Source organism: Pseudomonas sp. PS02288 (assembly GCF_029959715.1).
GTDB lineage: Bacteria > Pseudomonadota > Gammaproteobacteria > Pseudomonadales > Pseudomonadaceae > Pseudomonas_O > Pseudomonas_O kuykendallii.
The window spans coordinates 41,199-63,684 of sequence record NZ_JASCPA010000008.1 but is presented as its reverse complement, the minus strand read 5'-3'; the positions used below and the strand labels follow the sequence as shown (position 1 = coordinate 63,684).

At 67.2% G+C, this 22,486-nt stretch carries 19 protein-coding genes; 9 read left to right on the top strand and 10 right to left on the bottom strand.

Translation table 11 applies throughout. The annotated features are described in order from the left end of the window. Positions 1-20 precede the first annotated feature (20 nt). The 3 genes from QMX85_RS05615 to QMX85_RS05605 all read left to right on the top strand — a co-directional run bounded on the left by QMX85_RS05615 (position 21) and on the right by QMX85_RS05605 (position 4,664). Positions 21-1,799: an ATP-binding protein gene (locus tag QMX85_RS05615; protein ID WP_282339184.1), complete on the top strand. Its 1,779-nt coding sequence runs from the start codon at positions 21-23 to the stop codon at positions 1,797-1,799. Beyond that, positions 1,784-3,121 carry a sigma-54 dependent transcriptional regulator gene (locus QMX85_RS05610; protein ID WP_282339183.1) on the top strand — a complete coding sequence of 446 codons (1,338 nt, stop codon included), beginning with the start codon at positions 1,784-1,786 and terminating at the stop codon, positions 3,119-3,121. The genes QMX85_RS05615 and QMX85_RS05610 overlap by 16 nt, the downstream gene beginning before the upstream one ends. 232 nt (positions 3,122-3,353) lie before the next feature. Next, positions 3,354-4,664 carry an MFS transporter gene (locus QMX85_RS05605; protein WP_282339182.1) on the top strand — a complete coding sequence of 437 codons (1,311 nt, stop codon included), beginning with the start codon at positions 3,354-3,356 and terminating at the stop codon, positions 4,662-4,664. Positions 4,665-5,042: 378 nt separating this feature from the next. On the opposite strand, the gene QMX85_RS05600 is transcribed toward QMX85_RS05605, so the two are convergent. Beyond that, positions 5,043-6,038: a CobW family GTP-binding protein gene (locus QMX85_RS05600; protein WP_282339181.1), complete on the bottom strand. Its 996-nt coding sequence runs from the start codon at positions 6,036-6,038 to the stop codon at positions 5,043-5,045. Positions 6,039-6,139: 101 nt separating this feature from the next. Between QMX85_RS05600 and QMX85_RS05595 the strand changes: the two genes are divergently transcribed. Further along, entirely contained in the window at positions 6,140-6,499 is a 360-nt protein-coding gene (locus QMX85_RS05595) for an NADH:ubiquinone oxidoreductase (RefSeq protein ID WP_273233906.1), read from the top strand. A gap of 9 nt (positions 6,500-6,508) precedes the next feature. Here the strand turns inward: QMX85_RS05595 and zigA are convergent, their stop codons facing one another. Then, entirely contained in the window at positions 6,509-7,711 is a 1,203-nt protein-coding gene (gene zigA, locus QMX85_RS05590) for a zinc metallochaperone GTPase ZigA (RefSeq protein WP_282339180.1), read from the bottom strand. Positions 7,712-7,831: 120 nt separating this feature from the next. Between zigA and QMX85_RS05585 the strand changes: the two genes are divergently transcribed. Both QMX85_RS05585 and QMX85_RS05580 read left to right on the top strand, forming a co-directional pair. Beyond that, positions 7,832-8,224 carry a glutamine synthetase gene (locus QMX85_RS05585; protein ID WP_282339212.1) on the top strand — a complete coding sequence of 131 codons (393 nt, stop codon included), beginning with the start codon at positions 7,832-7,834 and terminating at the stop codon, positions 8,222-8,224. Between the two features lie 260 nt (positions 8,225-8,484). Continuing rightward, positions 8,485-10,458: an AAA family ATPase gene (locus QMX85_RS05580; protein WP_282339179.1), complete on the top strand. Its 1,974-nt coding sequence runs from the start codon at positions 8,485-8,487 to the stop codon at positions 10,456-10,458. Between the two features lie 6 nt (positions 10,459-10,464). Here QMX85_RS05580 and QMX85_RS05575 read toward each other — a convergent pair whose 3' ends face one another. The 5 genes from QMX85_RS05575 to QMX85_RS05555 form a co-directional block, all read right to left on the bottom strand. Further along, the gene (locus tag QMX85_RS05575) at positions 10,465-10,962 is read right to left on the bottom strand and encodes a GNAT family N-acetyltransferase (protein WP_282339178.1); all 498 of its coding nucleotides are present in this window, start codon (positions 10,960-10,962) and stop codon (positions 10,465-10,467) included. Positions 10,963-11,037: 75 nt separating this feature from the next. Next, entirely contained in the window at positions 11,038-12,222 is a 1,185-nt protein-coding gene (cfaB, locus tag QMX85_RS05570) for a C17 cyclopropane fatty acid synthase CfaB (RefSeq protein ID WP_282339177.1), read from the bottom strand. A gap of 119 nt (positions 12,223-12,341) precedes the next feature. Continuing rightward, positions 12,342-13,112 carry an alpha/beta fold hydrolase gene (locus tag QMX85_RS05565; RefSeq protein ID WP_282339176.1) on the bottom strand — a complete coding sequence of 257 codons (771 nt, stop codon included), beginning with the start codon at positions 13,110-13,112 and terminating at the stop codon, positions 12,342-12,344. Continuing rightward, entirely contained in the window at positions 13,099-14,226 is a 1,128-nt protein-coding gene (locus QMX85_RS05560) for a DUF3182 family protein (RefSeq protein ID WP_282339175.1), read from the bottom strand. Before QMX85_RS05560 ends, QMX85_RS05565 begins: the two co-directional genes overlap by 14 nt. 114 nt (positions 14,227-14,340) lie before the next feature. Continuing rightward, positions 14,341-16,449, bottom strand: coding sequence for a heavy metal translocating P-type ATPase (locus QMX85_RS05555; protein WP_282339211.1), 2,109 nt, complete (start codon positions 16,447-16,449; stop codon positions 14,341-14,343). Positions 16,450-16,629: 180 nt separating this feature from the next. Here QMX85_RS05555 and QMX85_RS05550 point away from each other — a divergent pair, with 180 nt between their 5' ends. From QMX85_RS05550 to QMX85_RS05540, 3 genes are all read left to right on the top strand, one after another. Continuing rightward, complete coding sequence (locus tag QMX85_RS05550) at positions 16,630-16,812, top strand: hypothetical protein (protein WP_282339174.1); 183 nt, start codon at positions 16,630-16,632, stop codon at positions 16,810-16,812. 31 nt (positions 16,813-16,843) lie between these two features. Then, the gene (gene cadR, locus QMX85_RS05545) at positions 16,844-17,287 is read left to right on the top strand and encodes a Cd(II)/Pb(II)-responsive transcriptional regulator (protein WP_282339173.1); all 444 of its coding nucleotides are present in this window, start codon (positions 16,844-16,846) and stop codon (positions 17,285-17,287) included. A 188-nt stretch (positions 17,288-17,475) separates the two neighbouring features. Next, a complete protein-coding gene (locus QMX85_RS05540; protein WP_282339172.1) occupies positions 17,476-18,777 on the top strand; it encodes an MFS transporter in 1,302 nt (433 codons plus the stop codon). Between the two features lie 22 nt (positions 18,778-18,799). Here the strand turns inward: QMX85_RS05540 and QMX85_RS05535 are convergent, their stop codons facing one another. From QMX85_RS05535 to QMX85_RS05525, 3 genes are all read right to left on the bottom strand, one after another. Beyond that, a complete protein-coding gene (locus tag QMX85_RS05535; RefSeq protein ID WP_282339171.1) occupies positions 18,800-19,702 on the bottom strand; it encodes a LysR family transcriptional regulator in 903 nt (300 codons plus the stop codon). Between the two features lie 78 nt (positions 19,703-19,780). Next, complete coding sequence (glmS, locus tag QMX85_RS05530; RefSeq protein WP_282339170.1) at positions 19,781-21,631, bottom strand: glutamine--fructose-6-phosphate transaminase (isomerizing); 1,851 nt, start codon at positions 21,629-21,631, stop codon at positions 19,781-19,783. A gap of 11 nt (positions 21,632-21,642) precedes the next feature. Beyond that, positions 21,643-22,416 carry a DeoR family transcriptional regulator gene (locus QMX85_RS05525; RefSeq protein WP_273233893.1) on the bottom strand — a complete coding sequence of 258 codons (774 nt, stop codon included), beginning with the start codon at positions 22,414-22,416 and terminating at the stop codon, positions 21,643-21,645. Positions 22,417-22,486 lie beyond the last annotated feature (70 nt).

Sequence of the window (22,486 nt, the reverse complement as noted above, 5' to 3'; positions counted from 1 at the left end):
CCGGCTCACCCGGCCACACCATGAGTTCACCCGTGCCACCCCGTTCCCTGCGCCTCATCGTGATGATCCTGCTGCTCGCCGCCGGCCTGCTGCTGGCGATGCATTTCGCCGGGCGCCAGGCCGAACGCCAGGCCCTGCGCGAGCAGAGCGTGCAGGCGCGCGAACAGCTCAGCCTGATCGGCGGCAACCTGCAGACGCTGATCGAGCGCTACCGCTCGCTGCCGGCGGTGCTGGCGCTCGATCCGGAGCTGAAGACAGCCCTGCGCGGCCCGGTAGACGGCGCGCTGCGCGAGCGGCTGAACCTCAAGCTGGAGGCCATCAACGGCGCCGCGCGCTCGGCGATCCTCGAACTGATGGACCGCGACGGTCTGGCCGTCGCCGCCAGCAACTGGCGCCTGCCGACCAGCTACGTCGGCCACAACTACGGCTACCGGCCGTACTTCTTCGACACCCGCCGGCAAGGCAGCGGACGCTTCTACGCGGTGGGCGTGGTCAGCGGGATTCCCGGCTACTTCATGTCCCAGGCGATCCGCGACGACGACGGCAGCTTCCTCGGCGCCATCGTGGTCAAGCTGGAGTTTCCCGACCTGGAGGCCGACTGGAGCGCGCGCCCGGACCTGATCCTCGCCAGCGACGCCAAGGACGTGGTGTTCCTCGCCAACCGCGCGGCCTGGCGCTACCGCGAGCTGCGCCCGCTCGGCGAGGCCGAGCGCGCCGAACTCGCGGCCACCCGGCAGTACGACAAGCAACCTCTGCAGCCGCTTCGCTATGGCGAGCTGCGCACGCTGGGCGAGGACAGCCACCTGCGGCGCGTGGCCGGCCCCGACGGCGCCGAGGACCTGCTCTGGGAATCGATGGCGCTGCCCAACGAGGGCTGGACGCTGCACCTGCTCAGCGCGCCGCAGAGCGGCAACGCCGCCCGCGATGCGAGCCTGGCCGCCGGCGGCGTCTGGCTGGCGCTGGTCTTCCTCGGCCTTTTCCTGCACCAGCGCTGGCGCCTGGCGCGCCTGCGCCAGCGCAGCCGGGCGGAGCTGGAACGCCTGGTGGAACAGCGCACCGCCGACCTGCGCACCGCCCAGGACGGCCTGGTGCAGGCGGCCAAGCTGGCCGCGCTGGGGCAGATGTCCGCCGCGCTGGCACACGAGATCAACCAGCCACTGACCGCCCTGCGCATGCAGTTGGCCAGCCTGCGCCTGCTCTTCGACCAGGGCCAGCTGGAGCAGGCGCGCGCCGCCCTCGCCCGCCACGACGAACTGCTGCAGCGCATGAGCGCACTGACCAGCCACCTGAAGACCTACGCGCGCCGGAGCCCCGGCGGCAACCGCGAGCGCCTGGAGCTGGGCGGCGTGCTGGACAAGGCGCTGCAGCTGCTGGCGCCGAACCTGCGGCAGGCGCAAGTGCACATCGAGCAGCGCGTGCAGCGCCCGGCCTGGGTGAGCGGCGACGCGATTCGCCTCGAGCAGGTGCTGGTCAACCTGCTCAGCAACGCGCTGGACGCGGTCACCGGCAAGGTCGAGCCGCGCATCCGCCTGAGCCTGCGGCGCGACGGCGGGGACTGGCTGCTGGAAGTCGCCGACAATGGCGGTGGCATCGCCGAGGAACACCTGACCAAGGTCTTCGACGCCTTCTTCACCACCAAACCGGCCGGCGCCGGGCTGGGCATCGGCCTGGCCGTATCCGCCGCCATCGTCGGCGAACTCGGCGGCCAGCTGAGCGCCACCAACCTGGACGACGGCGCACTGTTCAGCCTGCGCCTGCCGATCCACACCCCGGAGGAAACAGCATGCGCGGACCGGTGATTCTGGTCGACGACGAGGCGGTGATCCGCCAGGCGGTCGGTGAATGGCTGCAGCTGTCCGGCTACGCCGTGACCCTGTTCGAAAACGCCCGGGACTGCCTGGCGAGCCTGGACGCGGACTTCGCCGGCGTGCTGATCAGCGACCTGCGCATGCCCGGCATGGACGGCATGGCGCTGCTGCAGGCGGTGCGCGCGATGGACGCCGAGCTGCCGCTGATCATGGTCACCGGCCACGGCGACGTGCCCCAGGCGGTGGAAGCGATGCGCCTGGGCGCCTACGACTTCATCGAGAAACCGGTGGACCCCGAACGCCTGCTGGAAACCCTCGGACGGGCGCTGGAGAAGCGCCGCCTGGTGCAGGAAAACCGCCGACTGCGTGCCCAGGTCGAGCACGGCGACGCGCTCGAGTCGCGCCTGCTCGGCGTTTCCCCGGCGATCCGCACGCTGCGCCGGCAGCTGCTGGCGCTGGCGCAGACGCCGGTCAACGTGCTGCTGCGTGGCGAGACCGGCAGCGGCAAGGAAATGGTCGCGCGTTGCCTGCACGACTTCGGACCGCGCGCGCAAAAGCCCTTCGTCGCGCTCAACTGCGCGGCGATTCCCGAGCACCTGTTCGAGACCGAGCTGTTCGGCCACGAAAGCGGCGCCTTCACCGGCGCCCAGGGCAAGCGCGTCGGCAAGCTGGAGCACGCAGACGGCGGCACGCTGTTTCTCGACGAGATCGAGAGCATGCCGCTGGCGCAGCAGGTCAAGCTGCTGCGCGTGCTGCAGGAGCAGCGCCTGGAGCGGCTCGGCTCGAACCAGAGCATCGCCATCGACCTGCGGGTGATCGCCGCGACCAAGCCCGACCTGCGCGATGAAGTGCGCGCCGGGCGCTTCCGCGAGGACCTGTTCTACCGCCTCAACGTCGCCGAATTGCACTTGCCGGCGCTGCGCGAGCGGCGCGAGGACATCGCCCTGCTGTTCGCCCATTTCTCCCGCGAGGCCGGCGGCCGGCTCGGTCGCGAGGCCACCGCGCCGACGCCGCTGCACCTGGCGCAACTGCTCAGCCACGACTGGCCGGGCAACGTGCGCGAACTGGCCAACGCCGCCGAACGCCATGTGCTCGGCCTCGACGAAAGCCCGCTGCCGGCCACTGCCGGCGAGCCATCGCTGGCCGAGCTGATGGAAGCCTACGAGGCGCAGTGCCTGCGCCTGGCGCTGGCGCGCAGCGGGGGCGAAATCAAGACGGCGATGAACCTGCTGCAACTGCCGCGGCGCACGCTGAACGAGAAGATGCAGCGCCACGGTCTGGCCCGCGGCGAATTCCTGCGTGACGAGGAATGAGATGATCGGCCCGCCGTAGGGTGCGCCGTGCGCACCGAGAGCCCCTCAAACAGGCGGATTTCCGCTTATCCAGCCGCAGCAGTCGGCATAATTCCGCGCATCGACTCCCCTAAAAACCCTCGCAACCCCTCTGATACGGGCCTTCCGGCCCATGGCACAGCATCTGCTATGGACAACCGGCACTCGCGCGGCCGAGGCGGCGCCCAAAAACAACAACATCAGAGGAATAACGATGGATAGCTCCAGCACGCTGTCTGCTTCCAACGCAGCACCCCGCAGCACCTCGCAACGCATCAAATCGATTTTCAGTGGCTCGGTGGGCAACCTGGTCGAGTGGTACGACTGGTACGTCTACGCCGCCTTCTCCCTGTACTTCGCCAAATCCTTCTTCCCCCAGGGCGACCAGACCGCGCAGTTGCTGAACACCGCGGCGATCTTCGCCGTCGGCTTCATCATGCGTCCCATCGGCGGTTGGCTAATGGGCATCTACGCCGACCGCAAGGGCCGCAAGGCCGCGCTGCTGGCCTCGGTGCTGCTGATGTGCTTCGGCTCGCTGATGATCGCGCTGACCCCGAGCTACGAAACCATCGGCGTGGCCGCGCCGGTGCTGCTGGTGGTCGCGCGCCTGCTGCAGGGCCTCTCGGTCGGCGGCGAGTACGGCACCTCGGCGACCTACCTGAGCGAGACGGCGACCAAGGAAAGCCGTGGCTTCTTCTCCAGCTTCCAGTACGTCACGCTGATTTCCGGCCAGCTCATCGCCCTGGCGGTGCTGATCGTCCTGCAGCAGACGCTGACCGTCGAGCAGCTGGAAAGCTGGGGCTGGCGCGTACCGTTCCTGATCGGCGCGCTGTGCGCGGTGGTCGCCATGTTCCTGCGTCGCGGGATGGAAGAGACCGATTCCTTCACCAAGAAGAAGGACAAGCCGACCGAAAGCCTGATGCGCACGCTGATGCGTCATCCCAAGGCGGTGTTCACCGTGGTCGGCCTGACCATGGGCGGTACGCTGGCGTTCTACACCTACACCACCTACATGCAGAAATACCTGGTGAACACCGTCGGGATGAGCAAGACCGATTCGACGATGATCTCCGCCGCCACGCTGTTCCTGTTCATGCTGCTGCAGCCGCTGGTGGGCGCGCTCTCCGACAAGATCGGACGGCGCCCGATCCTGATCGCCTTCGGTGTGCTCGGAACGCTGTGCACGGTGCCGATCCTCACCACCCTGCACACCGTCCAGACCTGGTGGGGCGCGTTCTTCCTGATCATGGCGGCGCTGATCATCGTCAGCGGGTACACCTCGATCAACGCCGTGGTGAAGGCCGAGCTGTTCCCCACCCAGATCCGCGCCCTCGGCGTCGGCCTGCCGTATGCGCTGACCGTGTCGATCTTCGGCGGGACCGCCGAGTACGTCGCGCTGTGGTTCAAGAGCATCGGCCTGGAAAGCGGCTTCTACTGGTACGTGACCGGCTGCATCGCCTGCTCGCTGCTGGTCTACGTGTTCATGAAGGACACCCGCACCCATTCGCAGATGGACAAGGATTGACTGAGCCGTACTGGCTCTGGCCACGTTAACCCGTGGCCGTTTTATTCCCGACGACGGGCCCGCAAGGGCCCGTTTCTCGTTCGTAGTGCCGCCGCGAATGCACCGCTCGCCGGCCCCGTAGGGTGCGCCGCGCGCACCACAACCACCGCGCCGCTCCCACGGTGCGCATGGCGCACCCTACGCAGCGCAACGATCAGGAAGGTGTTGTTTGTCCGGCCACCGCTGGGGGCACCACCGGGGAACGCGCCGCTCGCTCGGCCCGTAGGGTGCGCCGCGCGCACCGCAACCAGCGCGCCGGGACCAGTGGTGCGCATGGCGCACCCTACGCAGCGCAATGATCAGGAAGGTGTTGTTTGTCCGGCCGCCGCTGGGTGGGCTTCAGCCCACCACCGCCCTGTCATCCGGCAAGCGACACGCCTCCAGCCCCGCCGATAGCGCCTCGACATCCTGCGCCTGGGTGAAGATCAGCTCGATCCGCGAATCGCGGCGCCACTCGCTGTCGCGCCAGTGCAGGGCCTCGCCGTTCAGCGCATTGCCCGACAGCCAGGCGGCGTCGCTCCGCAGCACCAGCTTGGCGCGTCGCCAGCGCAGCAGCATCAGCCATTGCTGCAACCGCGCCAGCTCGAAACGCTGGCTTGGGTGCCAGCGCCAGCCGATGCTCCAGCCGTCCGCCTGCTCACGCACCTGGCGGATCGCCTGCGCGGGATCGCGCCAGAGCGCCGCGGGCGTGGAGGCGCCGTCCGGCAGCGCGGCGGTGTCGCCGCCGGTCTCGCCGGTAGCCGCATGGCCGGGCAGGTCGGCCAGGACCAGCTCGCCATTCCGGGTCCAGCGCCAGGGCCGCGCGGGCAATCCGGCAAGCACCCTGACGCGCGTCGCGTCGTCGAGGCCCTCGGCCTTGTTCAGCAGCAGCAGACCCGCCTCGTCCAGCGCGCCGCGCTGGCTGTCCGGCAACGCCTGGCCCGCCGCCAGCGCCGCAGCATCGAGCACCATCACCAGCGGCTGTATCGCCAGCACGCCGACCCACGGCGGCTCGTTCAGTTGGCGAAGCAGCTCGGCGGGATGACCGAGCCCGGACGGCTCGATGAACAGCCGGTCGGGCCGTGCCTTGCGCAGCAGCCGACCAAGGCCGACCTGGAAGGGCGCGCCATTGACGCAGCACAGGCAGCCACCGGCGACCTCGGCGACCTCGGCGAGGCTGACACCGTCGGCGTCGGTACTGAGCAGCGCGGCATCCAGGCCAATCAGGCCAAACTCGTTGATCAGCACCGCCCAGCGCTCGGCCGCTGGCTTCTGCGCCAGCAGCGCGCGGATCAGGCTGGTCTTGCCGGCGCCCAGGGGCCCGGCGATGAGGTGGGTCGGGATGTTCTTCAGCATCTGCACATGGTGCGGTTTCGTTCGCCATCGGTGAAGCCCCTGCGCGCTCAACGACGCCGATCCGGCGTGCTAAAGTCGCCGGCCTTCCATGGGAGATGCCGATGCGCGCCCTACTCTTGAGCCTGCTGCTGTTGCCCGGTCTGGCGTTCGCCGAGGCCTGCGTGGTGCACAGCCAGGACGAGCACGTCGAAGTGAAGATCTGCCAGCAGAACCGCAGCATTCCCAGCGGCCTGTTCCGCAGCGGCTACTGCGAGCCGCAACTCAAGGACCAGAAGGTCGACGTGAGTTTCGTCGAGCAGTGCCCGGGCGGCGCCTTCGGCGTATGCAGCGGCGCGCGCACCTCCAACATGCCCTACCTCGAAGACATCCACTACTACGGCGTTGCCAGCGACGCGCGCTTCCTCAAGCCGGCCTGCGAGGGCCAGAGCCAGGGCCAGTGGATAACCCCGAAGGCGGACTGAGCGACACCGCTAGGCGGCCTCCGTCCAGGGTCCGAAGGGGTCAGGAAGCTGCAACCAGGCCTCGGTGCCGAGGTCCATTTCCGCATCGCTGAGCAGGCAGGCATCGAGCTCGGCGGTGAGCCGGTCGAAGTCGATGTTCTGCCCGATGAACACCAGTTCCTGGCGGCAATCGCCGCTGTCCGCGCTCCAGTGGCGCATGATCGTGCGCACCCCTTCGTCGTCATCTGGCCACTGGTTCTTCGGCACGAAGCGCCACCAGCGCCCGGCGTAGCCGTAACGCATCAGCCCGCCGGCCTGCGACCAGCTGCCGGCCTCCTGCGGCTTGCTCGCCAGCCAGAAGAAGCCCTTGGAGCGCAGCAGGCGCCCGTTGGTCCATTCGCGGTTTAGCAAGGCGAAGAACCGTTGCGGATGAAACGGACGCCGCGCGCGGTAAGCGCCGGAAGCGATGCCGTATTCCTCGGTTTCCGGGATGTGCTCGCCGCGCATTTCCTTCAGCCAGCCGGGCGCCTGGGCAGCGCGCTCGAAGTCGAAGCGGCCGGTGTCGAGAATCTTCTTCAGCGGCACCGCACCCATGCTCATCGGCAGGATCTCGGCATGGGTATTGAGCCGGCGCAGGATCGCCATCAGCTCCTCGCGTTCGGCAGAAGCGATCAGGTCGATCTTGCTGATCAGGATGACGTCGGCGAATTCCACCTGATCGATCAGCAGGTCGGTGATCGAACGCTCGTCGTCCTCGCCCAGGCTTTCACCGCGGCTGGCGAGGCTGTCGGCGGCATGCAGATCGCGGAGGAAATTCACCCCGTCGACCACTGTGACCAGCGTGTCGAGGCGCGCCAGGTCGGCCAGGCTCTGCCCCTGCTCATCGCGAAAGGTGAAAGTTTCCGCCACCGGCAGCGGCTCGGCGATCCCGGTGGACTCGATCAGCAGGTAGTCGAAACGGCCTTCGCGGGCAAGTCGGCTGACTTCCTCCAGCAGGTCCTCGCGCAGCGTGCAGCAGATGCAGCCGTTGCTCATCTCGACGAGCTTTTCCTCGGCGCAGTTGAGGACGACGTCGCGCTGCACTTCGCTGCCGTCGATGTTTATCTCGCTCATGTCGTTGACGATCACCGCCACACGCAGGTTTTCGCGGTTTCTCAGCACATGATTGAGCACGGTGCTCTTGCCGGCGCCGAGGAAGCCGGACAGCACGGTGACGGGAAGACGGTGGGTCATGCGGGTTACCTCATCGGGCATCACGTAGGTGTTTTTGCCGTCGCTTCCGGTTTCACTCCGGGCGGCTGTTTTTTTGTTATACCATAACATTTAAAGAAGACTGGAAAATCGCCCGTGTCGATGAAATCGCTTTCGCTGATCCGCTGCAGTTTCGTCCTCGCCCTGCTCGCGTACGGACCGGCACAGGCACGTCTGCTGTTGCCGCTACCGAAGACGGACTGTCTGCGCAGCGCCAATCTGCTGGTCTGCGAAGACCGCTTGGGCAATGCCTATGCGGTGGCGAAAGTCGGCTCGGATACCTATCTGCGCGGCTACGACAGCCTGAGCGGCCGCCATTGGCGCCAGACCAGCAGCCGCTACGGCCGGCTGACCTTCTTCAGCGGCATCGCCAGCGATGGCGAGATCTGGATCGGCTCCAGTCGCCGGCTCGGCTGGAACGACGTCAGCCGGCTTTCCTCGTCGAGCGGCACCCGTGGCTCGGTAATCTGCAATCGCCTGGTCGGTTGCCAATAGGCTCTCAATGACCCGAAAGCCTGCATCCATGCATGTTCCACATGGAACCCCTTGAGAAATCGCCGGTTTTGCAAGCTGCTGAACGGCGGCGAAGGACACCCGACAGAAGGCAGTCTTTTGACGTCAAGGCAGGGAACTTATCGCCGATAGCCTGTTTGTGCCGCCTTCGCGTGCACCTCACAGCGGATTGTCCGCAGCACCGCAGCCGGTCTCCCGGCGTTGACGTATCGATGTCGGGCCACCGCCCGCCTGGAAGCACGATGAAGAAGCCTGCTTTGCTGAATACCCGCCGCGGGCGTGCCGCGTTCCTGGGCCTTTTCCTGGCTGTCGCGCTGCTCGCCGGCGCCGCCTGGCAACTCTGGCCGCAGGCAGCGAAGCCCGCCGCCAGCGGCGCGGCCGCGTTGATGCTGGAGCAGTTGAAGGAATCGACCCAGCCGTGGCTGGAAAGCCGCCGCGACCTGTCCACGCTGGTCGCCGACCTGCGCGACAAACGCATCGCCAGCGCCGCGCTGGATCGCGACGCGGTCTACATCAGCACCAAGGACGGCGCTCGCTACTGGTTGCCGGACCAGTCCGGCCGTATCGCCGACCTGCTGCTGCAGCGCTACGCCGACGGCAGTGGCGAACTCTTCCCGCTCAGCCTGTTCCGCACCGATGGCGAAGCGCCCTGGTACGCCGGCGCACTCTCCTATGCGCCGTTCGGCGTGCTCGCACTGCTCCTGCTGGCAGTGCTGGCGGTGAAAATGCGCCCGTACGCGGTCCTGCGCAAAAGTACCGGGGTCGGCTTCGACGACGTGATCGGCGCCCACGAAGCCAAGCAGGCACTGACCGACGTCACCGCCTACCTGCGCGACCCCAGCGCCTTCGTCGAACTGGGTGCGCGGCCGCCTCGCGGCGTGCTGCTGACCGGCGAGCCCGGCACCGGCAAGACGCAACTGGCCAAGGCCCTGGCCAGCGAGGCCAACGCGGCGTTCATCCAGGTCACCGGCAGCGACTTCTCCTCGATGTATTTCGGCGTCGGCATCCAGAGGGTCAAGGCGCTGTTCCAGGCCGCGCGGCGCCAGGCGCCGTGCATCATCTTCATCGACGAGATCGACGGCATCGGCAAGCGCTCCGAGCAGACCCGCTCCAGCGACGCCGAGAGCAACCGCATCATCAACCGCTTCCTCACCGAAATGGACGGCTTCGATGCCAGCTCAGGCGTGCTGGTGGTGGGCGCGACCAACTTCCCCAACTCGCTGGACGCCGCGCTGCTGCGTGAAGGGCGTTTCGACCGCTCGATCGCCGTGGGCCTGCCGACGCTGGCCGACCGCGGTGCGCTGTTCCGCCTCTACGCCGGCAAGCTGCGCCGCGCCGCCGACATCGACTTCGCCCAGCTGGCGCGCAACAGCGTCGGCCTGACCCCCGCGGCGATCGCCTCGATCGTCAACCAGGCGGCCCTGCTCGCCGCCCGCGACCGCGCCGCGCGGGTCGAGATGGAGCACATGGTGGAGGCCATCGAGATCAGTCGCATCGGCGCCAAGCCAGATGGCGTCACCCCGCTCTCCGACGCCGAACGCACACGCATCGCCGTGCACGAGGCCGGCCACGCGCTGGTCGCCGCCGCGCTGAACACCGGCCGGGTGGAGAAGGTCACCATCCTGCCGCGTGGCCAGGTCCTCGGCGTGACGCTGGTGACGCCGCTGGAAGACAAGCGCCTGCACCTGGAATCCGAACTGCGCGGACGCATCCAGATGTTGCTCGCCGGGCGTAACGCCGAGCAGCTGTATTTCCACGAAGTCTCGTCCGGTGCCGGGCAGGACCTGCAGGAAGCCTCGAAGCTCGCGCTGTCGATGGTCGGCGCGCTGGGCATGGGCCCGGCCGGCTCGCTGCTCAACCTGCAGGCGGTGCGCGAGGCGCATATCGACTTCGACAGCAGCGAAACGCTGCACTCGGCCGATGCCCTGCTGCAGCAGCTCAACCGTGAATGCTTCGCCCTGCTGCAGCGGATGAAGCCGGCGCTGGACGAGATCAGCCAGCGTCTGCTGGAAGAGGAAAGCGTACCGGGCGAAGCCGTGGTGGAGGCCATTGCCCGGTTGCCGGTGCACGACCTGGAGATGGCACTGAAGCCGCTGCACCAGCGTGCTCACGGCGGCCTGGAACGCGTCGCCCTGAGCGCCTACGACCAGGACCAGCCGTTCGAGCTCGGCGCGGCGCCGGCCGAGCAGGAGGAGGAAGGTCCCGGCATGGCCTGAGTGGCGTCACTCCACCGAGGCGACCTGTTGATACAGCTCGAAGCCGCGCGCCTTGTAGTTGGCCAGCGCCGCCGGGTGGTCGAGGCTGCAGGTGTGCAGCCAGATGCGCTCGGTCCCTGGCCAGTTCCAGCCCGAGGCGATCGCGTGGGACAGCAGAGCCCCGCCCAGCCCCTGGCCGGAGAATTCCGGTGCCAGGCCGAAATAGAGAATCTCGACGTTGCGCTCATCCGGGCGATACAGCTCGTAATAGCCGGCGATGGCGCCGCGCCGGTAAGCCACCCAAGTGCGGTGCGCGGGGTTTTCCACCAGCTCACGCCATTGCGCGTCGCTCCACGACAGCTTGTCGGTCCATTCCCAGGGACCGCCGACCAACTGGTAGAGAAAGCGGTTCAGGGCGAACTGCGGCTGCTCGCATTCGACGACACTCAAGCCGCCCGGCAACGGCTTGGCGCGCAACGCCTGCGACTGGTTCATTTCCAGGTAGTAGGTGATCAATTCGCTCATGGCCGAGGCATCCCTTTTTCCGAGGACGGCCAAGGTACCTAGCTCGACGGCGAAGTAAAACCCACCCGCGCCCTTTCAGGCATACAGATCGGCGCGGGACCAGGGCAGCTCGTGGGAGCCGTCCTCCCGCGGCTTCACCGCGAGGATCTGGTGCAGGTTGATCCAGTTGCGCCCGAAGCCATAGGCGCAGCCGGCCAGGTAGAGCCGCCAGATGCGCAGCGCCTCCTCCGGGACCAGCGCCCTGGCCTGCTCCAGCCGCGCCTCCAGCCGCCCGCTCCACAGCTCCAGGGTGCGCGCGTAGTGCCGGCGCAGGCTTTCCACATCGACGATTTCCAGCCCGGCATCGCTGATCTGCGCACTGATCATCGCCAGGTGCGGCAGCTCTCCGTGGGGAAATACATAGCGCCCGATGAATTCGCCGGCGCCGTGACCGACCGGGCGTCCGTCGGTGTGGCGCGCGGTGATGCCGTGGTTCATCACCAGCCCGCCCGGACGCACCGCGTTGAACAGCGTGCGGCAATACAGCGGCAGGTTGGCGTGACCGACGTGCTCGAACATGCCGACGCTGACCACCTTGTCGAAGCGGCCGTCCTGCGGCAACTCGCGATAATCCATCAGTTCCAGTTGCACCTGTCCGGCAAGGCCGTCGTCGGCCACGCGCTGGCGCGCCAGCTCCAGCTGGGCGCGGCTGAGCGTGATGCCGAACACCTCGGCACCGAACTCCCGCGCGGCGAAACGCGCCAGCCCGCCCCATCCGCAGCCGACGTCCAGCAGCCGGTCGCCGGGCTGCAGGCGCAGCTTGCGACACAGGTGACGCAGCTTGGCCTGCTGCGCCTGGTCGAGGTCTTCCCCGCCGGTTTCGAAATAGGCGCAGGAATAGACCATGTCCTGGTCCAGCCAGAGTCGGTAGAAGTCGTTGGAAAGGTCGTAGTGATAGGAGATCGCCGCCGCATCGGTGGCCTTGTCGTGGGCCTGGCGACTCGGCGCAGTACCCGTATCTTCACCGATCAGGGCCCGGCACAGGCTGTCGGCGATACGGATGACCTCGAGTATCGGCCCCTCCAGCCCGAGGCGGCCTTCGACATAACTGCTGCCCAGCAGGTCCAGGCTGGGCTTGGCGAGCTGGCCGACCAGCGCCGGGTCGTTCACCACCAACGTGACCACAGGGCTGGGGCCCAGGACGACGTGGCTACCGTCCCAGAGGCGCAACTGCACCGGAAGGTGCAAGTCACGCAAGGCTGTCATGAGCGGCGCGAACATGAGGAAGTCCTCCTGCAACAGGCAGGACTACCATAAGCCTCTATTCGATAGGTGTCATGCTATCTACCCGATAGACGAAACCTTTCCTCCTACGCTGGAAAATCGCAGCGCGGATTCGATCAGGCGTATTCGCCCGGCATCGCCCCGCCCACGCGCGCGCCGATGACCATCTCGGTCGCCCAGCCGGTCAGCACGGAGGTATAGGCCTGCTGGCAGGTCTCGCCGCTGAGCGCGTGGTCGGCGCCGTCGATGATGCGGTGAGTCAGCGAGTGGGTTTTCTGGAAGGCCGCGCGGTAATTCATGATCGTCTCGTGGGGGACGAAATCGTCGTGCTCGGACTCGACGATCAGCACGTCGCCGGTGAAGGCCGCGCACGCGGCCAGCGCACGGTTCTCGCTGGGCAGCACGCGGGTGCGCCGGTACTGGGCAAGGTCAACGCGGTCCAGGCTGCGTTTGGGCAGCGTCCAGTCCTCGTCGCGGTAAAGCGCCGGCACTCGCAGCGCCAGCCAGCGCACCGGCCGCAGGGTGGTGAGGATGGCCGCCAGGTAGCCGCCGTAGCTGGTGCCGACCACGGCGATCGCCGAGGTGTCGATGCCCGGGTGCGCGGCGAGGCGGTCGTAGGCGGCGAGGATGTCGCTGAGATTGTCCTCGCGGGAAACTGTCTCCTGCTGCTCGCGGGTTTGCGCATGACCGCGCAGGTCGAAGGTCAGGCACACACAACCCAGCCCGGCGATGCCGCGGGCGCGCGCGATGTCGCGCGCCTGGCTGCCGCCCCAGCCGTGGACGAAAAGCACGCCGGGAATTTTCGAGCGGGGAACCAGGAAGGTACCGGCGATTTGTTCGCCGGCGACTTCCACTTCGATGTCGAGTGTTTCGCTACGTGCCTTCATACGCCTCCACCGTCACGCATTTGGTCATGAAGCCGATTTCCGGATCGAGACCGCGAAACAGTACCGAGGCATGCGTCGGCGGCTGGCGGGCTTCGCCGAAGAACTCCAGCGAAGATGACCGCACGCGGGTCACGGTCGGGTCGGCATGAAAGGTTTCCAGCGCGGCGATTTCCGCGCTGCTGGCACCGCCGATGCGCCAGGACTGCTCCAGCACGCCGGAGCGCTGCCGGCCGTGCGCGTCGCGGCCCTGGGCGACGTCATAGTTGCGCCGCGACGCGATCAGCGCGGGGAAGCAGGCGCTCGCGACGGCGTCGTAGCGCTGGCTCTGGCGCACCGCCAGGCGCACGGGGTCGGGCAGATCCAGTCGCAGCAGGGCGTCGAAATCGCCGCGCACCACGACCAGGTCGGAGCCCCCATAGACCGTCTCGCCGGCGTTGTCCTCGGTGAGCCGCTGGCGACCGTGATAGGTCGCCAGCAGTTCACCGATGCGTACCTGGCCGACGCTGTAGGTCAGCACCTCGTCCAGATGCTGCTCCAGCACCAGGCCGAAGGCGTTCACTTCGTCGGCGTCCTGGGCAGCGAGCGCCTGCTCCAGCGCGTCGATATCCTCGACCAGCCACTGTCCTCGTCCGGCGGTGGCGCGTACCGGCTTGACCCGCAGGCGGCCCTGTCGCAGCAACCGATGGCCGGCCTCGCGGGCATCGCCCAGATCGAACGCGGTGAAGCCGTCGAGCAGCGCGTCCCCGGCCTGCGCGGCAAAGGTGTTCGGCCAACCCTGCGGTGCCCGTGCGTCGGCGCCGACCAGCCCGTGGCTGATCGCCTTGGTCGCCACGAAGGGCAGCGGAACCACGCCGCCAAACAGATCCTGCTCGCTGGCGACACCGAGCGAACGCGCCTCTTCGACGCCGATCAGGGTTCCGCTGGGGACCAGATACAGCGACTCGGCCGGCGCTTGCGCGGGGTTGAATTCGCCGTAATAGGGCAGCCCTTGAAGGCCGGCGATGCGACGCGCCAGTTCGCCCAGCGAGACCCGCTCGTGCTGGGCCTCGTGCGCCCGATTGGGATAGAGGGCGACGGCCGCATGGGCAGTATGGGGGGTGTTTCGAGCTGTCATCGCATCGCTCCCCGGGGCTGGATCGTCCCGCTGCCAACGCGGCGGGACGCACGGAACCACTTACCCGGTAGACCCGGACAGGTGGCGATCTATCGACCGTTCGTCCGTCAGCCGCTATTTGCGCAGCAGCCGCATGCCGTTCAGCACCACCAGCAGGCTGACGCCCATGTCGGCAAACACCGCCATCCACAAGGTCGCGTGGCCGGTCAGGGTGACCAGCAGGAACACCGCCTTGATTCCCAGCGCCAGTGCGATGTTCTGCTTGAGCACGGCCGCGGTCTGCCGCGACAGGCGCACGAATGCCGGAATCTTGCGCAGGTCGTCGTCCATGATCGCCACGTCGGCGGTCTCGATGGCGGTGTCGCTGCCGATCGCCGCCATGGCGAAGCCGATGTCGGCGCGCGCCAGCGCCGGTGCGTCGTTGATCCCGTCGCCGACCATGCCGACGCTGCCGGATTTGCCCAGCAGCGCCTCGATGGCCGCCAGCTTGTCGCTCGGCAACAGCTCGCCGCGAGCCTCGTCGATGCCGGCCTGGCGCCCGATGGCGGCCGCGGTATGGGCGTTGTCGCCGCTGAGCATCAGGGTGCTGACGCCCAATGCGTGCAGCTCGCGGATCGCCTCGCGGCTGCTCGGCTTGAGCGTATCGGCCACGGCGAACAGCGCCAGCGGACGCTGCTCGTCGCACAGCAGCACCACGCTCTTGCCCTCGCGCTCCAGCACGTCGAGGCGCGCTTCCAGCTCGGCCGAACACAGCCCCAGCTCTTCCACCAGGCGGTGATTGCCCAGGTGCAGCAGTTGCCCGTCGATGCGCCCGCGCACCCCGCGCCCGGCCAGCGCGGCGAATTCCTCGACGTCCCGCAGCGGCTGGTTCTCGCCATGCCGGGCGATGGCCTGCGACACCGGATGGTCCGAACGTGCCGCCAGGCTCAGCGCGAGGCCGACGACGGTCACCGGATCGGCATCCACCAGCAGATGCTGATCGGTCAGCTGCGGCTTGCCGTAGGTCAGCGTGCCTGTCTTGTCCAACGCCAGGTGGCTGAGGTGGCGACCGTTCTCCAGGTAGGCGCCGCCCTTGATCAGGATGCCCTTGCGCGCCGCCGCGGCGAGCCCGCTGACGATGCTCACCGGGGTGGAAATCACCAGCGCGCAGGGGCAGGCGACCACCAGCAGCACCAGCGCACGGTAGATCCATTCCAGCCACTGGCCGTCGAACAGCGGCGGCAGCAACGCCACCGCCAGCGATAGCAGCACCACCGCCGGGGTGTAGAGGCGCGAGAAGCGGTCGACGAAACGCTGCGTCGGCGCGCGCATGCCCTGGGCCTGCTCGACGGCCTGGATGATCCGCGCCAGCGTGCTGTTGCTCGGCTCGGCGGTGACCCGGTACTCCAGCGCGCCATCGCCATTCAGAGTGCCGGCGAACAGCGCGTCACCGACGGCCTTCTCCACCGGCAGGCTCTCGCCGGTGATCGACGCCTGGTTCACGCTGGACTGGCCGACGAGGACTTCGCCATCCAGGCCGATGCGTTCGCCAGGACGAACGCGCACCTGGCTGCCCAGCGCCACCTCGGCCACCGGCGTGCTCTGCCAGGTGCCGTCGGGCTGGCGTACCGTCGCCGTTTCCGGCGCCAGTTCGAGCAGCCCGCCAATGGCATTGCGCGCGCGATCGAGGGACTCCGCCTCGATCAGCTCGGCAACGGCGAAGAGGAACATCACCATCGCCGCCTCGGGCCACTGGCCGATGAGGATCGCTCCGGTCACCGCGATGCTCATCAGCGCGTTGATGTTGAGGTTGCGGTTCTTCAGCGCGATCCAGCCCTTCTTGTAGACCTCCACTCCGCTGAGCAACACGGCGGCCAGGGCGATCAGCGCCACCAGCCATTCGGGCGCCAGGTCGGCGAAATGCAGCACTTCGGCGGCAATCGCGGCGACACCGGCCAGCGCCAGCTTGATGCCCTTTCCACTTGCCGGCGCCACCTGCGGCGCCGGTTCGCCCGTCGTGGCCACCTGCGGCGTGAAGCCCAGCTCGCGAATCGCCTGCAGCGCCGGCTGCAGCGCCTCCGGTTCGTGGCCTAGGGTGAGTACGCGCTGCATCAGGTTGAACTGCAACGCCGTGATGCCGGGCATGCCGCCGAGCTTGTCGGTGATCAGGCGCTCCTCGGTCGGACAGTCCATCTGCGCGATGGCGATCCGCGTGGTGGTCGCCGCCAACGGTTCGGCGCGCATGCCCAGCTCGGCGATCGCGTCGCGGATCGTCGCTTCCGGCAGTGCCGTGTGCCACACGCCGAGTACGCGCTTGAGCAGGTTGAACTCCAGGCGCTGCACCTCGGGCAACTTGCCGAGGCGCCCGCGGATCAGGCTTTCCTCGGTCGGGCAATCCATCTGCTCGATGCGGAAACGGCTCAGTTGGCCGGTCGCCACGCCACGCTCGTGCTCGTGATCGTGATCGTGATCGTGATCGTGATCGTGATCGTGGCGATCCTGAACGTCCTGTCGGTCCGCGGAGGGTTTTCCGCAGGCGTGGTCACCGCAACACTGGGTCATCTCGGTTCTCCGGATGGGGTATGGTGCGCAGTGAACACCCTGTAGCCACTACAGGGTCAAGCGACCTGGAGGCCTCATGAAAATCGGTGAACTGGCGCGGCAGACCCACTGCCCCGTGGAAACCATCCGCTACTACGAACGTGAGGGCCTGCTGCCGCTTCCCGCCCGCAGCGAAGGCAATTACCGGGTTTACGGCCCGCTACACAGCGAGCGGCTGACCTTCATCCGCAACTGCCGCACGCTGGACATGACCCTTGACGAGATTCGTCGCCTGCTTGAATTCCGCGATCAGCCGCAGAACAACTGCGAAGCCTTCAACGAGTTGATCGACGAGCACATCGAGCACGTTGCCGCCCGCATCGCCGGCCTGCAGGCGCTCCAGGTGCAACTGGTGGAACTGCGCCGCAGTTGCGCGGAAGGCGGCGAAATCGAACGCTGCCAGATCGTCCGCCAGCTCACCGAAGCCAGCATCAACGTGGAGGAGGCTCCGTCCCACGTCGGCCGTTCGCACCAGCACTGAGGTCATCACTCAGGGGCAGACCCGACAGGTTTCATGCGTATTGGTTGGAATCGAATTCAAACTGATGCCAGGCACACATCAATCCATGCGAAATACGCACTTATCATTTCAAGATGTGTCAGCCAACATCGAGGATTCCAATAATCGTGCGCTCCCCTGCGCATGGACAAAAACGCTGGAGAATACCCATGCAGGATTCGATGAAATCCGCGGCAACTTCCGCGCGGGCAAAAATCGCCGCCGTATTCCGAGTCACTTCGGGCAACTTCCTCGAACAGTTCGACTTCTTTCTGTTCGGCTTCTACGCCAACCACATCGCCGCCGCGTTCTTCCCGTCATCCAGCGAATTCGCCTCGCTGATGATGACCTTCGCCGTGTTCGGCGCAGGCTTCCTCATGCGTCCCCTGGGCGCGGTGATCCTCGGCGCGTACATCGACGACGTCGGCCGCCGCAAGGGGCTGATCGTGACGCTCTCGATCATGGCCAGCGGCACGCTGCTGATCGTGATGGTGCCGGACTACTCCAGCATTGGCCTGGTGGCACCGCTGCTGGTGCTCATCGGCCGACTGCTTCAGGGCTTCTCGGCCGGTGCGGAACTGGGCGGGGTATCCGTGTACCTGGCCGAGATCGCTACGCCCGGGCGCAAGGGTTTCTATACCGCCTGGCAGTCCGGCAGCCAGCAGGTGGCGATCATCGTCGCCGCGGCGCTGGGTTACGCGCTGAATCAGGGAATGGCGGCGAGCGACGTGGCGGCCTGGGGCTGGCGCATTCCCTTCGCGATCGGCTGCATGATCGTGCCGTTCATCTTCCTGCTGCGCCGCAACCTGAAGGAAACCGAGGAATTCACCGCGCGCCGCCACCGTCCGACGATGCGCGAAGTGTTCCGCACGCTGATGCAGAACTGGGTCACCGTGGTGGCCGGCATGCTGATGGTCGCGATGACCACCACCGCCTTCTACCTGATCACCGTCTACGCGCCGACCTTCGGCAAGAACGTGCTCGAGCTGAGCACCGCGGATGCCTTGCTGGTGACGCTGCTGGTGGGGGTATCGAACTTCATCTGGCTGCCGATCGGCGGCGCGCTGTCTGATCGCATCGGGCGCAAGCCGGTGCTGGTCGCCATGACCGTGATGGCCATCGTCACCGCCTACCCGGCGCTGTCGTACCTGGCGCAGGCGGCGAGTTTCGCGCACATGCTCGAAGTGCTGCTGTGGTTGTCGTTCCTCTACGGCATGTACAACGGCGCGATGATTCCGGCGCTCACCGAAATCATGCCGGTGGAAGTCCGCGTCGCCGGTTTCTCCCTGGCCTACAGCCTGGCGACCGCCGTATTCGGCGGCTTCACCCCGGCTATCTCCACCGCGCTGATCCACGCCACCGGCGACAAGGCAGCGCCCGGCTACTGGATGACCTTCGCCGCCCTCTGCGCATTGCTGGCGACGCTGTACATGTACCGGCGCATCTCCTCGCAACCGCAGTTGGCGGTCTGAACGCGGGCCTGCCGGGTGGCAATCAGCCCGGCAGGCGCTTCATCTCCCGCACCAGGCGTTCCAGTTCCAGCGCGGCCGGTGTCAGCGAGTGCCCCCGGCGCTTGATCAGGCCGACATTGCGTAGCACCTCCGGCTCCACCAGCGGCACGCTCGCCAGCAAGGGGTGCCCGGCCATCGGCATGGCGATGGACGGCACCGCCGCCACGCCCAGCCCCGCCTCCACCAGACCGATCATGGTGGTCACATGGCGGGTTTCGCAGATCCCGGCCTTCTCCGGACGGACCTTGACCAGCGCCTGATCCAGCAGGAAACGGTTGCCGGAGCTCTTGCCCAGGGTGATGTAGTCCTGCCGGTACATCTCGTCCCAGCTCACCTGCGCCGCTTCCGCCAACGGATGGTCGCGACGACAGGCCATCACGTAGCGTTCCTGCAGCAGCAGCTCGAAGGCGATGGCCGGATCCAGCGCGCCGGTGAAACTCAGGCCGAGATCCGCTTCGCCGCTGGCCACCGCGTCCTGTACCTCGCTGGCGCTGGCATCCAGCACGTGCACCTTGGTCCGTGGATACAGGCGGTGGTACTCGGTCACCACCTGCGGCATGAAGTAGTAGGCGGTGGACGGCACGCAGGCGATGGTGACGTTGGCCAGGCGGTTCGAGGCGACGCCGGTGATGCCGAGCAAAGCGACTTCCAGGTCATCCAGCAGGCGTTCGACATTCGGCATGAACGCGCGCCCGGCCATGGTCAGGCTGACCTTGCGCGTGGTGCGCTCGAACAGCTTCACGCCGAGCGCGGTTTCCAGCTTTTCGATGCGCCGGCTGAGCGCCGGCTGCGAGATGCGGATGGCCTCGGCGGCCTTGCGAAAGCTGCCCTTCTCGACCACCGCGCGAAAGGCCTGGAGATCATTGAGATCGAAGTTGATGTTCATAGAGCGCCAGAACGGTTCGGGGAGGCGGCGGCAGCCGGGCGGTGGAATCCGCCAATGCTGTCCGCACGCCTCCAGACTTCACTCCACGGTGACCGATTTCGCCAGGTTGCGCGGCTGGTCGACGTCGGTGCCCTTGAGCACGGCTACGTAGTAGGACAGCAGCTGCAGCGGCAAGGTATAGAGGATCGGCGCGAGGATGTCGTGAATGTGCGGCATGCTGACCACGTAGGTGCCTTCGCCGTTGTCGATACCGGCCTTGATGTCGGCGAACACCACCAGTTGGCCGCCGCGCGCGCGGACTTCCTGCAGGTTGGACTTGAGCTTCTCCACCAGCTCGTTGTTCGGCGCCACGGTGACCACCGGCATGTCGCTGTCCACCAGCGCCAGCGGGCCGTGCTTGAGCTCGCCGGCCGGGTAGGCTTCGGCGTGGATGTAGGAGATTTCCTTGAGCTTGAGTGCGCCCTCCATCGCCACCGGGTACTGCGCGCCGCGACCCAGGAACAGCGTGTGGTGCTTCTCGGCGAAGAGTTCGGCGACCTTCTCAACGGTCTTGTCCATGCCCAGCGCCTCGCCGAGGCGGGTCGGCAGGCGGCGCAGCTCGTCCACCAGTTCGGCCTCGACGGTCGCCGACAAGCCGCCGCGCACGCGGCCCAGCGCCAGGGTCAGCAGCAGCAGGGCGACCAGCTGCGTGGTGAACGCCTTGGTCGACGCCACGCCGATCTCCGGCCCGGCCTGGGTCAGCAGGGTCAGGTCGGATTCGCGCACCAGCGAACTGGTGCCGACGTTGCAGATCGCCAGGCTGGCCAGGTAGCCGCCGGCACCGGGGGCAAGCTGCTTGGCGTTGCGCAGCGCGGCCAGGGTGTCGGCGGTTTCGCCGGACTGCGAAATGCTGACGAACAGGGTGTCCGGCTGCACCACCACCTTGCGGTAGCGGAACTCGCTGGCGACTTCGATCTGGCAGGGAATCCCGGCCAGTTCCTCGAGCCAGTATCGGGCGACCATGCCGGCGTGATAGCTGGTGCCGCAGGCGACGATCTGCACGTTGCGCACCTGGGCGAACAGCGCCTCGGCCTGCGGGCCGAAGGCCTCGACCAGCACGTGGTCGAGACCCAGGCGACCTTCCAGCGTGCGCTGCACGACCTTGGGCTGCTCGTGGATTTCCTTGAGCATGAAGTGCCGGTAGGCGCCCTTGTCGGCGGCTTCCGCGCCTTCGTGGTACTGCACCTGCTCGCGCTGCACCGGCTGGCCGTCGAGATCCCAGATCTGCACGGAATCACGGCGGATCTCGGCGATGTCGCCCTCCTCCAGGTACATGAAGCGGTCGGTCACCTGGCGCAGCGCCAACTGGTCGGAGGCGAGGAAGTTCTCGCCCAGACCCAGGCCGACCACCAGCGGGCTGCCGCTGCGGGTGGCCAGCAGGCGGTCCGGCTGCCTGGCGCTGATCACCGCCAGGCCGTAGGCGCCGTGCAGTTCCTTCACCGTCGCCTTGAGCGCATCGGCCAGGTCGCCCAGCGCGTCCAGGTGATGGTGCAACAGGTGCACGATGACTTCGGTGTCGGTCTCGGAGGTGAAGAGGTAGCCCATGTCCTTGAGACGCGCACGCAGCGGCTCGTGGTTCTCGATGATGCCGTTGTGCACCAGCGCCAGGTCGTTGCCGGAAAAATGCGGGTGCGCGTTGCGCTCGCTGGGCACGCCGTGGGTGGCCCAGCGGGTGTGGGCGATGCCCAGCCGGCCATTCAGCGGTGCTGCGGCCAGGGCCTGCTCCAGTTCGCTGACCTTGCCCGGCCGGCGCACGCGCTGCAATGTGCCGTCGCCGTCGAGCAGGGCCACGCCGGCGCTGTCGTAACCGCGGTATTCCAGGCGTTTCAGGCCCTCGACGAGGACCGGCAGGATATTGCGTTCGGCGACGGCGCCAACGATGCCACACATATGTTTCTCTCCTATTTGTCGCTGGCGGCGGCAAGGATCAGCCGCACGCCAAGGGATTCGATGCGATCACGCGCCTCGGCGGTGAGGCGCGTGTCGGTGATCAGGGTATGCACGCTGCTCCAGGGCAGCTCGAGGTTCGGCATGCGCCGGCCGATCTTGTCCGACTCGACCATCACGATCACCTCGCGGGCGACCTCGGCCATCACCCGGGACAAGCCCAGCAACTCGTTGAAGGTGGTGGTGCCGCGCTCCAGGTCGATGCCATCGGCGCCGATGAACAGCTGGTCGAAATCATAGGAACGCAGCACCTGTTCGGCGACCTGGCCCTGAAAGGACTCGGAATGCGGGTCCCAGGTGCCGCCGGTCATCAGCAGTACCGGCTCGTGCTCCAGTTCGCGCAGGGCGTTGGCCACGTTCAGCGAATTGGTCATCACCACCAGGCCCGGCTGACGCCCGAGCGCACCGATCATCGCCGCCGTGGTGCTGCCGCTGTCGATGATGATGCGTGCATGCTCACGGAGGCAGGCGACCGCGGCGCGGGCAATCGCGCGCTTGTAGGGCGATACCGGCTGCGCATCGTCGACGATCAGTTCCTGCGGCACCGGCACCGCGCCGCCGTAGCGACGCAGCAGCAGGCCATTCTTCTCCAGCGCCGTGAGGTCCTTGCGGATGGTCACTTCGGACGTAGAGAAACCTTTGGCCAACTCGTCCACGCTGACTTCTCCCGACTCGGCGAGCAGAGCCAGGATGGCGTGACGACGTTGCGGCGTGTTGCGCTTCGACATTCGTTAGTTTCGTTTCGAAATTAAAGTCGTCGAATCAAAACCTAACGAAGCTTTCACGTCAACCACAGAA

Coding starts and splice junctions, on each gene's coding strand:
- glmS (WP_282339170.1), bottom strand. CDS start 21,631: ATGTGTGGCATCGTTGGCGCCGTCGCCGAACGCAATATCCTGCCGGTC.
- QMX85_RS05555 (WP_282339211.1), bottom strand. CDS start 16,449: ATGCGCGCCGAACCGTTGGCGGCGACCACCACGCGGATCGCCATCGCG.
- QMX85_RS05540 (WP_282339172.1), top strand. CDS start 17,476: ATGCAGGATTCGATGAAATCCGCGGCAACTTCCGCGCGGGCAAAAATC.
- QMX85_RS05595 (WP_273233906.1), top strand. CDS start 6,140: ATGCGCGCCCTACTCTTGAGCCTGCTGCTGTTGCCCGGTCTGGCGTTC.
- QMX85_RS05565 (WP_282339176.1), bottom strand. CDS start 13,112: ATGAAGGCACGTAGCGAAACACTCGACATCGAAGTGGAAGTCGCCGGC.
- zigA (WP_282339180.1), bottom strand. CDS start 7,711: ATGACCCACCGTCTTCCCGTCACCGTGCTGTCCGGCTTCCTCGGCGCC.
- QMX85_RS05610 (WP_282339183.1), top strand. CDS start 1,784: ATGCGCGGACCGGTGATTCTGGTCGACGACGAGGCGGTGATCCGCCAG.
- cfaB (WP_282339177.1), bottom strand. CDS start 12,222: ATGTTCGCGCCGCTCATGACAGCCTTGCGTGACTTGCACCTTCCGGTG.
- QMX85_RS05585 (WP_282339212.1), top strand. CDS start 7,832: ATGAAATCGCTTTCGCTGATCCGCTGCAGTTTCGTCCTCGCCCTGCTC.
- QMX85_RS05615 (WP_282339184.1), top strand. CDS start 21: ATGAGTTCACCCGTGCCACCCCGTTCCCTGCGCCTCATCGTGATGATC.
- cadR (WP_282339173.1), top strand. CDS start 16,844: ATGAAAATCGGTGAACTGGCGCGGCAGACCCACTGCCCCGTGGAAACC.
- QMX85_RS05600 (WP_282339181.1), bottom strand. CDS start 6,038: ATGCTGAAGAACATCCCGACCCACCTCATCGCCGGGCCCCTGGGCGCC.
- QMX85_RS05575 (WP_282339178.1), bottom strand. CDS start 10,962: ATGAGCGAATTGATCACCTACTACCTGGAAATGAACCAGTCGCAGGCG.
- QMX85_RS05605 (WP_282339182.1), top strand. CDS start 3,354: ATGGATAGCTCCAGCACGCTGTCTGCTTCCAACGCAGCACCCCGCAGC.
- QMX85_RS05560 (WP_282339175.1), bottom strand. CDS start 14,226: ATGACAGCTCGAAACACCCCCCATACTGCCCATGCGGCCGTCGCCCTC.
- QMX85_RS05535 (WP_282339171.1), bottom strand. CDS start 19,702: ATGAACATCAACTTCGATCTCAATGATCTCCAGGCCTTTCGCGCGGTG.
- QMX85_RS05580 (WP_282339179.1), top strand. CDS start 8,485: ATGAAGAAGCCTGCTTTGCTGAATACCCGCCGCGGGCGTGCCGCGTTC.
- QMX85_RS05525 (WP_273233893.1), bottom strand. CDS start 22,416: ATGTCGAAGCGCAACACGCCGCAACGTCGTCACGCCATCCTGGCTCTG.